The 12,563-nt window shown below is 34.1% G+C and carries 12 protein-coding genes; 9 read left to right on the top strand and 3 right to left on the bottom strand.

Annotated features, from left to right (window positions below):
• Window positions 1-113: 113 nt before the first annotated feature.
• Complete coding sequence (locus tag HPC41_RS08040; protein WP_172393111.1) at window positions 114-434, top strand: IS3 family transposase; 321 nt, start codon at window positions 114-116, stop codon at window positions 432-434.
• Window positions 435-828: 394 nt separating this feature from the next.
• On the opposite strand, the gene HPC41_RS08035 is transcribed toward HPC41_RS08040, so the two are convergent.
• Window positions 829-1,362 carry a hypothetical protein gene (locus tag HPC41_RS08035; RefSeq protein WP_172393526.1) on the bottom strand — a complete coding sequence of 178 codons (534 nt, stop codon included), beginning with the start codon at window positions 1,360-1,362 and terminating at the stop codon, window positions 829-831.
• Between the two features lie 398 nt (window positions 1,363-1,760).
• Here HPC41_RS08035 and HPC41_RS08030 point away from each other — a divergent pair, with 398 nt between their 5' ends.
• From HPC41_RS08030 to HPC41_RS07995, 8 genes are all read left to right on the top strand, one after another.
• Entirely contained in the window at window positions 1,761-2,813 is a 1,053-nt protein-coding gene (locus tag HPC41_RS08030; RefSeq protein WP_172393525.1) for a YbjQ family protein, read from the top strand.
• Between the two features lie 219 nt (window positions 2,814-3,032).
• A complete protein-coding gene (locus HPC41_RS08025; RefSeq protein ID WP_172393524.1) occupies window positions 3,033-4,073 on the top strand; it encodes a CBASS cGAMP-activated phospholipase in 1,041 nt (346 codons plus the stop codon).
• 2 nt (window positions 4,074-4,075) lie between these two features.
• The gene (locus HPC41_RS08020) at window positions 4,076-5,071 is read left to right on the top strand and encodes a CBASS cGAMP synthase (RefSeq protein ID WP_172393523.1); all 996 of its coding nucleotides are present in this window, start codon (window positions 4,076-4,078) and stop codon (window positions 5,069-5,071) included.
• A 5-nt stretch (window positions 5,072-5,076) separates the two neighbouring features.
• Window positions 5,077-6,840: an E2/UBC family protein gene (locus HPC41_RS08015; protein WP_172393522.1), complete on the top strand. Its 1,764-nt coding sequence runs from the start codon at window positions 5,077-5,079 to the stop codon at window positions 6,838-6,840.
• A 6-nt stretch (window positions 6,841-6,846) separates the two neighbouring features.
• A complete protein-coding gene (locus HPC41_RS08010; RefSeq protein WP_172393521.1) occupies window positions 6,847-7,311 on the top strand; it encodes a Mov34/MPN/PAD-1 family protein in 465 nt (154 codons plus the stop codon).
• Window positions 7,312-7,573: 262 nt separating this feature from the next.
• Window positions 7,574-8,626, top strand: coding sequence for a hypothetical protein (locus HPC41_RS08005; protein ID WP_172393520.1), 1,053 nt, complete (start codon window positions 7,574-7,576; stop codon window positions 8,624-8,626).
• Window positions 8,623-9,921, top strand: coding sequence for a hypothetical protein (locus HPC41_RS08000; protein WP_172393519.1), 1,299 nt, complete (start codon window positions 8,623-8,625; stop codon window positions 9,919-9,921). Before HPC41_RS08005 ends, HPC41_RS08000 begins: the two co-directional genes overlap by 4 nt.
• A gap of 9 nt (window positions 9,922-9,930) precedes the next feature.
• Window positions 9,931-10,839: an anti-phage phospholipase gene (locus HPC41_RS07995; RefSeq protein WP_172393518.1), complete on the top strand. Its 909-nt coding sequence runs from the start codon at window positions 9,931-9,933 to the stop codon at window positions 10,837-10,839.
• A 233-nt stretch (window positions 10,840-11,072) separates the two neighbouring features.
• On the opposite strand, the gene HPC41_RS07990 is transcribed toward HPC41_RS07995, so the two are convergent.
• Both HPC41_RS07990 and HPC41_RS07985 read right to left on the bottom strand, forming a co-directional pair.
• Complete coding sequence (locus tag HPC41_RS07990; RefSeq protein WP_172393517.1) at window positions 11,073-11,291, bottom strand: hypothetical protein; 219 nt, start codon at window positions 11,289-11,291, stop codon at window positions 11,073-11,075.
• A gap of 17 nt (window positions 11,292-11,308) precedes the next feature.
• Window positions 11,309-12,520 carry an AbiH family protein gene (locus tag HPC41_RS07985; RefSeq protein ID WP_172393516.1) on the bottom strand — a complete coding sequence of 404 codons (1,212 nt, stop codon included), beginning with the start codon at window positions 12,518-12,520 and terminating at the stop codon, window positions 11,309-11,311.
• Window positions 12,521-12,563: the final 43 nt, after the last annotated feature.

Below are 12,563 nucleotides of genomic sequence, written 5' to 3'. Positions count from 1 at the left end.
CATTGATCTGGCGGACAGAAAGGTCATCGGATGGTCTTTGAGAACTGATATGACCGCTAAAAACACTTCTGTATAAGCCATCAGGATGGCTATTAAAAACCGGGGTGTCAAAGATGGCCTTATCTTCCATTCGAATAGAGGGATTCAATATGCCTGCGATGAATTCAGGGGTAATTGTAGAAAACAGGATACTTCAAAGCATGAGCAGAAAAGCGAATTGCTGGGACAATTCAGTTGCTGAGAGCTTTTTCAAGACTTTAAAGGCTGAAATGGTCTATCATAGAAAATTCATGGATCAGCAGTCAGCTAAATTGGAGATCTTCGGATACATTGAAGGATTTTATAACACCAAAAGAACACATTCTGCTCTGGGCTATAAGACACCAAAACAGATGGAAGAGATGCTGCTAAAAAAAGATAGATTGGCAGCATAAAAAAAGTCTCCTATTTTAAGTTGCAATTCCAACTAACCTGTAGTTCATAGGGCGGATACATATATTCAGAATCTCTTGGAAAAGAAATCGTCGATATTTTACGGGATAGCTACCTTCCTGAAAAGGGTGGTGAGTAAGTATGGCTTGGCATTTTTGAACATCTTTAGTGTCCCGAAAAATCATTACGTCTAAATGAGCTTTAGGCTACGAATAAATATTAATAAAATTGATGTGTCTAATCATAAAGGATATCGCAAGAAAATAAACTATTACAATTTACAACTAGGGTTTGAACATAGCCCACTCTATATTATATTTGTGTATTGACTCAAACTGGGAAAAAGCTACTAAGTTTTAAGGCTGCGAGTTTACGTAAAAGTCTTGATTTCAAAGCTTATTTAGGAAGATGAAACAACATTATTTCGACGTGTATTATTTTTTTACTGTCTTCCGGTAAACTGAATTCGTAGGTTAAAGAAGTCTCATGGCTATCCTTTAAATGACGAATGTAGTTTGGATGGCTACTGATGTCAGTTTTTATTGTGTCTATAATAGTAGATAGTTCCTTTTGATCTACAAAGAACATAAGTGTAGTTTTGGAGTCTCGATGAGTAAGATAACCCAATAATTGGTCAACTGCTTCCATCATCTTCTTTTGGCCTTTCCAAATTTTACATTCTGCAACGAATAAATTGCTCCCATCCTTAGCATATTTTATTAAAATATCAGTTTTGCCCTTTTTATTAAACGCTTCTCCAACTCCAGTTGCCGATTTATATCGTGTTTCTAGAAATAGCAAGAATATATCTCGGAGATCTTCCTCATGTTTGCCTTTATAAAGCGAGGGTTTACGTTCTATAGCAGTACCACCATTGTATAACACTTCTTTAATGTCAGTATAAACGCTGTCCTGTACATAAGATATCAACTTTGATCAAGTTTGAATCAGCTTTTGGTTAAGGGGAGTCTAAAATTTAATTTTTACTTATCAAGTTAAAGGAGAACAGTAATTGCAGTTGTCCCAAAATGCCGATAAATATGATAAATTTTAGAAACAGGAGCCTTCTTAATTAGGTTCGTGACTGAGATGGATTGCCTCCCTTGACGGATAACGAGGGAGGCCTTTTTGTTTACTTCATAGTCATATTAACACGGTCTAATAAATCGACTACGGTTTCCCGTAACCAATCCTTCTTTCAAACCCATACCTTAGCCTTACAATTTGTAATAATCTGGATAGTTAATATTCACAAACATATTAATTCAGCATAAATAATGTATATTAGGCTTGGGTATTAACCAAGCCCGATTGAAAAGTAGCATGCCATGATAGTAACCACGACCAATTCCATCGAAGGGAGGGAGATTTCACGATATAATGATCCAATAGCTGCCAATGTAGTCATCGGCACCAATGTCTTTAGCGATATAGGAGCCAACTATGTAGATTTCTTTGGCGGTCGCTCTACCAGCTATGAGAAGAAGATGCAGGAAATGTACAAGCGTGTCACCGAAACGCTCAAGCAACGTGCACAGGCAATTCGTGCTGATGCTATTATTGGGCTTAGTGTAGATATCGACGAAATTTCAGGAAAGGGGAGCCAGATGTTTATGATTACTGCAGTGGGGACACCAGTACATCTTAGAGAGGTTGCTCGCGTTCCGGTGGAGAAGCAGGATGATCTATTGGATGGCGAACTGATTCAGCAAAAAGTCCGAGCAGATATTATTCTGGAGAATTATAAGTCGGTGGAATCTATTAATAAAGATACAGCCGAATTCATTGCTACATCTGGTCTAAGCGAATTTGTGCCACTTATCTTCAAAGCAATGAATGAGGATTACGGTATAGAACAAACTCCCAAAGAAAAGCTGGAAATGCTATTCCGTTATTTTGATTACTTACCAGATGAGGAAGCCATTGCTATTCTTTATAATGCTTTATTAGAAGGCAATTTGACAACCTTACAGGTAAAACGTATCAATGCTATCATCACTTCATCCAATTTTATAGATTACTCAAAAGCGATTAACCTTTTTCATAGTAATATACATGCGAGACGTATTGCGCTGAAAATATTCTCTTTAGACAAAGCTTGGTATTCAAAAGAAGATATTGCAATTCTGAAAAGTTTAGAGGGAAATGTTTTAGCAAAGTTCTTCCCTGAAATTGTGCAAGTTGAGGAATCGAAGGGAATGTTTTCGAGTGGAAAAGAAGTATGGCGATGTGAATGTGGCCATACAAATAAGCTCGACAACTCAAATTGTGGCTCTTGCACACGAGATAAGAGAGGTTTTAAGGAGAAAAGTTTGAAACCTGAGGAGGTGCAAGGGAAATTAAATAGGAAGTTAAAGATCATATTTAGCTTAGAGAGTTAAACGATTTGGTTTGATATTGATAAAAACATACTGACAATATTTCACCTTTAAGACAAATTTTCAGAAATAAAATTTTGATAGTGGCATGTATTTAACAATTGTTTTCCGCAATTTCTATTATAAGGTTATCTATGGGATAATATTGGTCAACGAATTTATTATTGCTGGGTTTGGCATATTGTGTGACCTCCATTAATATAGTGAATTAATATCTAACCAATGACAAGTAGCAGTAAAAAGAAAGATCCAAAAGTTTTTAAAGTTTTAACTATTGATGGGGGCGGAATAAAAGGACTTTATTCAGCACAAATCTTACGACATTTCGAAGAAAAATTTGAATGTAGAATTTCGGATTACTTTGACATGTTGTGTGGGACTTCTACTGGAGGACTAATAGCTCTCGCTTTATCACTTAAAATTCCTGCTTCAGATATTTGCGATTTTTATGATAATGAAGGACCTAAAATTTTTACCAATTTTCGTAAAATAAAATTTGCCGGCAAAAAATACAGTAATGGTACTATTAAGCAGGTACTCCGAGGGGGTAAATTTCCTGACACTAAGCTTAAAGAATCATTGGTTGGAATATTTGGAGATAAGAAAATAGGGGAGAGTCATAACCTTCTATGTATCCCGAGTTACAATATTACTGAAGCACGACCATTTGTTTTTAAGTTTGATCATAAGGAGGGAGATCTTAATAGAGATAACAAAGCATCATATGTTGATGTGGCGCTAGCTACTAGTGCGGCTCCTACTTATTTCCCGATGGCCGAAATATCTGCTTATGACAACAAGCAATTTATAGATGGTGGGGTGTGGGGAAATAACCCTACCCTAGTTGGATATTTAGAAGCGCTGCAGTATTTTGTGGGAAAAGGGAAGGAATTCGAAAAACTTAAAATATTATCCGTAAGTAGTCTATCATTGACCGGAGGGAAACCGACTGGGCTTAAGAGAAGTCGATCGTTTTTGGATTGGAAGGACGATCTATTCGAGACTTCATTTACGGGACAAAGTTTTTTTACGGATTTTTTTATGAGAAAAATGACTGAACTACAAGATTTGGATGTTGATTATGTCCGTATTCCGTCGTCGGAAATTTCTAGTTCTCAGGAGGAATTGGTTCAGTTGGATGTTGCAACTAAACCGGCATTAGATCTTATACGAGGAAAGGGTAATGATATGGGGGATATCTATAGGAAAAAACCAGAAATTGCTGACTTTTTTAAACACGAGAAACTTTATAAAACTAAATAATTATGGCTAATTGTCACGACCAATTTGTCGATTTTAATTCGACCATTTCGCTTACTTCTGAAAGGAAATCGAAACTTAAGAAATCTAGAAAAAATTTAAGAGATAGAGTGAGGGATGATTTTAAAGAAAATCATCCCGATGAGATAAAACCACAATTTGGTTCCCAAGGTTCTTCAGAGATGAGAACAGGAATCAATCCTATCGTACGGGTAATTGATGAGGAAGGTGAGGAAAAGAGATTAACTAAATATGATACTGATGATGGTGTATATTTTGTTGGTCCTCTTGAAAAAAGAAAAGCAGTCCAGACTTATCATAATTGGATTTGGGATGCAGTGAACGGATATACTAGCATTGAGCCTGTGGATAAAAATACCTGTGTGAGAACACTATTTTCAGATGGACATCATATTGATCAACCAATATATTTTATGGATGAGGATAATGATGAGCATCCCTGGTTGGCTCATAGAAAGAAGGGATGGATATTGAGTGATCCTAGGGATTTTTATCAATGGTTCAATGATGAAGCTGCAAAAAATGAACAGTTGCGAAGAGTGGTTAAATATCTAAAAGCTTGGTGTGATTATGTGAATTTCGATGATAGTAGCAAAAAAATGCCATCTGGTTTTATCTTGACTATTTGGGCAACGGATAATTTCAGGGAATCAGAAAGGGATGATATCTCATTAAAAAATACCCTTGAGGCCATTTATGATAATCTTACCATACATTTTCAATGTCTTCGCCCTACAACTCCGATCGGTGAAGATGTTATGGATGGATATAGTTACAAACAATATTTTATGGAAAAACTAAAATCCTTTCTCGAAAGTGCTAAGCAGGCTATAAATGAAACTAATCAGAAAGATGCCTGTTATAAGTGGCAGAAACATTTTGGAGCGAGATTCAGTTGTTCAACAGCTAAAGACGAAGATGAGGGAGCAAAAAGCTATTCCAATCCACCCGTAGTTACTAATAATGCTAAAAGTGCTTAAAACAAATGGTTGATTTCAAAAAAGCAAGGGAAGCAGCATTTGAGTTCGTCGAAAGAACAAATAGCATTGAAAAGATAAATGTCGTTGTGCCTGACAGAAGAAAGGGCTTAAAGCGCACAATTGAAATTTTTAGAGTTACTATTGAATTACTTCGCGGAGGTGTGTTGACTGATGTTGTACTTGAAATTGAATTAAAACAGGATTTTCCACTTTCTCTGCCAAAAATAAAAATCTCGCAAAACGATTATGAGGCAATAAAATATATTCCTCACATAGACTGTTCTAGAGACATCTGTTATATTGATAGCGACAATTTAAAACTTGATGTCGAAAATCCAGGAGGTATTTTGAAATATTGTATCAATCGTGCGAAAAAGATAATTGGTGATGGAATAAATGGTGACAAATTATCAGATTTTCAGGAAGAAATTGTCGCCTATTGGGAAAATACTTACTCGCCGAAGGATACTGTTGTCGGTGGTTTTGCAGGTGTGGAAATGAAGAATATTATTCCCGGGAATACATTTCCAGCTTACTTTTTGAATCAACCATATCGAGATACCAATATTTATGTGTGCGGTAATTCGGACGATTCTGATAAACTTTTGGATTATTTTAGATTTCGGGGCCATGTTATATCCAGAATGGAAGGCTTGTTTTTAGGACATGTTGATGAAATGGAGCCTCCTTTCTTTTACACGAATAAAAGTCTATTGGAGTTCCTAACAATGGAATTTGAATCAAAGAAAAATAATTTAAAAGCCTATTTGAATAAAAATTCCTTTGATAAGAAACTTATGATGTTTTCGTCTGGTAAAAAAGACAATCCAATTTTTTTTGGTTTTTTTCTTTATCCATTCAAAACCAATATTAAGGGATGGCGATTAAATAAACTTAATGCATTAGATATAATGTTAAGGGTATATCCAAAAGAGCCTGTTATTAGAGTTAGGTTTGTGGACTTTACTCCAGAGAGAATTACTAAACGAACAGATGGACGAAATATAAAAAATACCCCTTATAAGTTTGTGATGTCTGGGTTAGGGAGCATAGGATCCAATCTTCTTCAATATTTGAACAACCTGAATGTATCTGATTTCTTTTTGATTGATCCAGAAATTCTCGAGGTAGAGAATATAAATCGGCATCTTCTATCTTATAATGATGTCGGAGAAAAAAAGGTCGACGGACTATATAAATACCTAATTCACAATAATCCGTTTCTTAATATCGATACTTTTGGAGGGTCAGTCGTTGATGCAATGAATCTGCATCTTAAAAAAATTAATGAAATGGATTTTATCTTTTGTGCGATAGGAAAAGATCCGATAGAAAACTACATACTACAAGGACTCACAGAAGGTATAATTAAAGTTCCTATTTTTATATTTTGGGTTGAACCATACCTTATCGGTGCTCATGTGCTTTATTTACGCCCATTTTCTTCATTAAATTTAAAGGAAATGGATAGAGATGGCTTTTATCGTTTTAATGTAATTGACAAGTCTGACTATTTAGATCCTGAAAAACAGCTCTCTCTAAAAGAAGCGGGGTGCCAAGGAACGTATTTACCTTACGGTCAAAAAGAAATAACTTTATTCTTTAGTCTTTTGATGCCAAGGTTGTATGAAATGATTGCTAATCCTCCAACAGAAAATAGGGCCATTACTTATACTGGTGATTTTGATGACCTAAAAGAATTACAATTGACCATTTCTGACTTTGGTCAAAGTATTGGGCCGAATAAGATTACCATTAAAGAGATTTAATTGATTATGGAGTTGAAAATAAACAAATACTCGATTGTTATACATAGAGGGCCATTGGACATCTTAGAAAGATTCACCCAAAACGGGGCGAAGGCACATGAAGCCGGTGGTATAATTGTAGGAAAAATAATAAATGAGCAAATAAATATAATTAAACTTTCAGTTCCCTCAAGAATGGATAAGTCTTCGAGGATGAGTTTCGATAGAAACAAAGATAGTGCACAAATAATTTTGGATTATGAATTTCATAACAGCAACGGACAATTTACTTACCTAGGTGAATGGCATACGCATCCAGAGCCTTTTCCAACTCCATCTAATACAGATTTACAGATGTTGAAGCAACAGTTTAAGAATAATAGAATCATGACCGATTTTATTATTCTTTTAATAAAAGGAACTAAAGGCATATATCTAAGGGTTTTAGACAAATATGGATTCCATGAATTGAGAATTCCAAACAAAAACTAATTTGTAAATTTTAAATGTTATACTTGGAATTATACAGATACTTTGGAATAAAAAAACAGTAAAATACCATCATTTAAATGTATAGCCGATACGACATAGCGAAGGATGAATTCGAAATTGAGGACGATGATGGCAAACATCGACTCGTTTACGCATATTTTGGACTTGCGATCTTTTTTGGACAGTTCTTTTTGCACATGACGCAGAAGATTTTTGTCAAGATTGATATTAATAATAAACAGAATAATAAGTATTATTGTGTGTGAATAAAATAAATCATTCTTCATTGCGACTTACTGTCCTTCAATCTATCGGGGATTTATTGACCGGAGAGGGCTTCATAGTTGATGAAAGGATAAATTTAGGAGTGCTTGAAATTATTAATCTTTTAGCAGATTATTATGAAGAGGGCCAACACCTATTTCCTGAGGTATTAATCACAAACGATATCAATACTTTCTTAGAAACCATTCCCAACAAAATCTTTCCAATTAAGGAGACTGAAATTAGATCAGATGAATTTAAAGAAGTAATTAAGCTTTGTGCACCTCTAGCATTATCAGGTTGGGTTATTTTTATTCAAATCATTGAAGGGAAAATGAAGTATGGTTTAATAAGTGCAGAAATGATCGAAACTAGCCCGTCAATGTATAATCAAACCGTTGGAGAGCTTAAAATAACAGGATGGTATAAGGGGGTTTCAATTGTTTATCTTAGGAATATTAGTCCTAAAGTTGTTGAAGTTTCCGGATTGAACAATTGCCTAATTGTGTCACAAAATCTTGAACAAGAAAAGGATTTTTTTGAAAACGAAATACATCAACTTGCTCTCTCGATTTCGCAAGATGCCGAAGATGAAATAAAAATAAACTTAAAAGCCTATATTGAAAAGATAATTGATCAAGCTTTAAAGGATGGTCATGGTAATTTGATAGGTATTATTAGCGATACCGAAGAGGCAATTAAGAATGTTAGAAATAATCTTGCCGTTAAGGGGGGCGTTTTTCTTGAGGAACCAATTGATTTTTCGGATCTTCTAAAAGATGTAAACACCTTGGAAGGTGAATTTTCTACAAATTTAAGAGCATATTCTTCGTTGCTAAAGTCTATGCTAAACCATGATGGTATAACTATTATCACAAGTAAAGGGAAAGTAATAGGTTATCATCTTCTGATTGATGGATATATTAATGCTCATGATGTTATTAGTGGAGGATCTAGGTCAAAAGCGTTCGTTGCGATGAAAAACTGCGAACACTTTATTTTCTGTTTTTACAAATCTCAGGATGGAACAATTAAAATTTGGAAGAAATGAATGAATCGCAATTGTGGACGGGACCAAATGGTGTAAATTTACCAAGATCGTCAGATAAGCCAGATGAAATTTTGCCATACGCCACTACGCTGACCGGCAGGCAACAACATCAGATTGTGGCGGCTTTTCAGTTGGAAGCATATGATATGGCCGCGGAGTATGCGTGGAAAAAAGCAATGGTTAAATTAAAAGAAACTATTGGTACTCTAGGTATGAAGTTTATTGGGGAGATGCTTTCGCGTCCAGATTTAGATGATTTTACACCAATAGACGTCGCAATTACTGACCACACTGCAATAGAACTTGCGGAACAACTTGGCGTAATTAATAAAACAGCTGCAATTAAGCTAAGACATAGTAATGAATTAATTAATCATTATTTCTCGAAAGAAGCCGATGAAGAACTAGATAAAACTACTGCTTTTGGCATAGTTAAGTCAAGCATACAATATATACTTGGCGAACAAGATATATCAATTGCGTTAGAGTTTTCTACTTTTAGAGATCGACTATTAAATGAAACTCTAAGAATTGACGATCCTCACGTTGAGCAAATAATTAATTCGCCAGTATTTTACTTGAGAACTGCTTTGACAGTTTTGATATCTGCTATCAAATATGAAAATGGTGCGAAATTAGAACACGCTCTTAGTAATCTTAATTTAATGCTTCCTCATATATGGGATTCAATTGGAGATAATGATAAATGGAACGTTGGAGCTACCTATAGGGACGTAACTGCTACAGGTAATTCTATAGCTATTAATGGCGTAAAGTCCGCTTTGATGAAAGTAGGTGGATTCGATTTTGTTCCAGAAAATTTACGGTCTTCAACTTTTGTTAAAGCAGCGAAGCAATTGTTAGAAGTTCATTTTGCTTTTAATAATTTTCATAATGAGCCTTCAGCAATAAAAAAACTTTCTAATCTAGGTACGACTATTCCAGTACCAGCTTTAATTGACTGTATGCAAGCCTACTTAGCAGTCTATTTAGGTAACTCATATGGTATTTCACGAACTGCTGCTCCAATTGCGGAAAACGAATTAAAAAAGATCTCTAGAGATAGATGGCTTTATTATTTTGAAAGAGTTATAGATAAGGATGAAGTCGTTCTAAGAAAAATGGAGGCGGGGCAAGTGAGTAGATTTCAAAGGTTGTTAGGTGAAATCGGTAATTTAGATTTTGAAGGTTTGCCTAAAGATAATCAATCGCTTTATAGCGCTATAACCAAGAATAATTGGCATAAAGCTTACGGAATTAGTCAAACAATGCTTAATAAATTAAGAGGTAGCTAGATCATAATTATGAATATTCTAACATTAGACGGGGGCGGCTCAAAAGGAATTTATACTTTAGGGATTCTAAATGAATTGGAAAAACTATTGAATAAGCCATTGCACGATCACTTTGATATTGTTTACGGAACTAGCACTGGGTCAATAATTGCTTCAATGATAGGATTAGGTTATACTATTGAGTCTATTATTAAAAAATATTATGAACTTATTCCCAAAATTATGAACAAAAATTCGGCTGCCTCAAAATCCGCCGAACTAAAATTACAACTTGAAGAAGAATTTGGTGAAAAAAAATTCATGGAATTTCTTACAGGTGTTGCAATTGTTTCTATGAACTATGAAAGGGAAAAACCTTTTATCTTTAAACGCAATGTTGAGCAAGCATATAGATTGAAAGCAACTTTTTCACCTGGATTTGGTGCGACGATAGCTCAGGCAATACAAGCTTCTTGTGCTGCATATCCTATTTTTGAAAAAGTTTTAGTGAAAACAGAAAACCAAGGTGACATTTTAGCTGTTGATGGAGGATTTATAGCCAATAATCCAACTTTGTTTGCTATCACAGATGCTAAGGTTGCTCTAAAGGAAGCATCAAATAATGTAGCTATTTTAAGCTTAGGAACAGGGAATTTTATCGAAAAATCAATGGGCTGGAAATCCTCATTTTTTAAAAGCTTACAATTTGTACAATTATTTGAAAAAATGTTAAAGGCAAGTAGTTCCACGACTGAAATACTAATTGATCTGAATTTTAGTGAAATCCCTTTAGTACGTATTAATGAAACTTTTAACCAACCAGAGTATGGAACAAATTTTGTTGAAACTGATGTTGAAAAATTAAAACTCTTACAAAGACTTGGTAGAGAGTCATTTGAACGAAATGAAGATAAAATAAAAACATTATTTAAAATTTGAAAATCACTAGGATTTATTTGTGGGATTTACACACATCTTTTTGTAATCTCACCCTAACTAGCTATATCCAAAACTAAATAATTCCAATCGAATATAACAAGATGTACTGGAAATCTATATGCAGAGCAGCATCCGGTATACTGCATAACTTCGAAAAAATCCATAGCTACTATGCCTAAGATCACAGACCTTCCTATGCATGCCAGATACAGTTCAATTTATTCATATGTATATTAAAATCGATAATTTCTTCTACTCGAATTCCCAAAAGTTATAGTTGGATCTGCACACTTTTTTATTGATGTTTTAAGAAATGTTTCCTTTACCTGTTTTAAAGTTTCTTTGATTAAAGTTGAACACAATACTTTTTCATCATCTATTTTTTCAATAACCCATTTTTGCGTTGAGTCGGCTTTGTGAAACACTTCGTCGCCAATTTTAAATTCTTCCATTATAATTATTTGTTTTATTAACGTGCATAGAACAAATTCAGACCATCAAATCGATTAGTCATAGGTGCTGATAGCTCTTTTTTAAGTTCATTTGATTCACAATGTAGAAAAACTAAATTTTCATCACGCTGTTTACGCAAAACGTCTTCACTTCCTCTAATTTCAATAAGATTTTTTATAATACTGAAGCGAGAGGAGTCACTGTGGTAGATGACTATGATTTTTCCAGTTGCACCTTCTTTGTTTATGTTATCTACCTTATTAAAAACTTCGTTAATATATAGAGCGTCTGATTTATCTAACGAATGTCCCCAAAAAAAGAACTGATATAGCTTGTCCTCATTTTCAATTTCATCCACAAATTTTAGATTTATCCCAGAATACAACTTTTGGAAATATTTAGTAAATGGAATCAAACTAGATCGGTCATTTATTGTTTGTTCCCAATCGTTTATTCCTAAAACAATGTTGTTTTTTTCCAACTCACCATGAATAAAGGTTGTAGGTATTGATTTGGAGATTAGTCTCGAAAACGTAGGAGTATAATTAAATGTAAAATGATAATCTATGTGTTTTAACAAATCTATTCTGATAGTTCCTTCCGAAAGCTCTGTTAAAGGTAGGACTATATTTGACAAATAATCACTAAAAAGACTTGTGAAAATATTCAGTTCATTCAGAATAAAGTCATATAACTTTTCCTTTTCTAGATCGACATAAAATTTTTCAATCGATTTTAAAAATGTTGGGTTTAATTTAATCTGGTCGAACTCATCATAAAGTATAATTTTAAAATCGATTAAGGTGAGATATATCTCATATTGTGTTTCGTCAAGATCTTCTTTATACAATATTCCGCCATTAATTGGGTATCTGCCATTTTTAATAAAAGTTTCTACTTTTATGTCATCTAAAATAGCTAGTATAATAGATAATGCTTTTTCAATATGCTTTTCAAAGTCTATCCATGTATTGATACCATACTCCCTAGATAAGTATCTGAACCAAGTGTTTTCATTAAGTTTTTCTTTGAAAGTCTCGAAATCAAGAAAATCGGAGTTAGGTAGCTTCTCTGAATTTTTTAGCACTATGATGTCATCTTTCAAATTGCTCCAATCAAATTCTTTAGAACTCTGAAGTTTTTTACAGATTTTAAGGAAATCAGAATATCCAGTGGGTAGACCAAAACTCAGGTCAAAACCATTTCCGGTAATAAGTATTTTAGGCATATCTTGAATTAATTCTTATGATAGTTGTAAGGTTTACCTTTCA

The sequence above is a fragment of the Sphingobacterium prati genome (assembly GCF_013167215.1).
GTDB lineage: Bacteria > Bacteroidota > Bacteroidia > Sphingobacteriales > Sphingobacteriaceae > Sphingobacterium > Sphingobacterium prati.
The sequence above is the reverse complement of the archived record's forward strand: the minus strand, read 5'-3'. Positions and strand labels throughout refer to the sequence as shown.

Bases quoted from the DNA above. Each gene is read 5' to 3' on its own strand.
- HPC41_RS08040 (WP_172393111.1), top strand. From the start codon at position 114: ATGGCCTTATCTTCCATTCGAATAGAGGGATTCAATATGCCTGCGATG.
- HPC41_RS08030 (WP_172393525.1), top strand. From the start codon at position 1,761: ATGATAGTAACCACGACCAATTCCATCGAAGGGAGGGAGATTTCACGA.
- HPC41_RS08025 (WP_172393524.1), top strand. From the start codon at position 3,033: ATGACAAGTAGCAGTAAAAAGAAAGATCCAAAAGTTTTTAAAGTTTTA.
- HPC41_RS08020 (WP_172393523.1), top strand. From the start codon at position 4,076: ATGGCTAATTGTCACGACCAATTTGTCGATTTTAATTCGACCATTTCG.
- HPC41_RS08015 (WP_172393522.1), top strand. From the start codon at position 5,077: ATGGTTGATTTCAAAAAAGCAAGGGAAGCAGCATTTGAGTTCGTCGAA.
- HPC41_RS08010 (WP_172393521.1), top strand. From the start codon at position 6,847: ATGGAGTTGAAAATAAACAAATACTCGATTGTTATACATAGAGGGCCA.
- HPC41_RS08000 (WP_172393519.1), top strand. From the start codon at position 8,623: ATGAATGAATCGCAATTGTGGACGGGACCAAATGGTGTAAATTTACCA.
- HPC41_RS07995 (WP_172393518.1), top strand. From the start codon at position 9,931: ATGAATATTCTAACATTAGACGGGGGCGGCTCAAAAGGAATTTATACT.
- HPC41_RS07990 (WP_172393517.1), bottom strand. From the start codon at position 11,291: ATGGAAGAATTTAAAATTGGCGACGAAGTGTTTCACAAAGCCGACTCA.
- HPC41_RS07985 (WP_172393516.1), bottom strand. From the start codon at position 12,520: ATGCCTAAAATACTTATTACCGGAAATGGTTTTGACCTGAGTTTTGGT.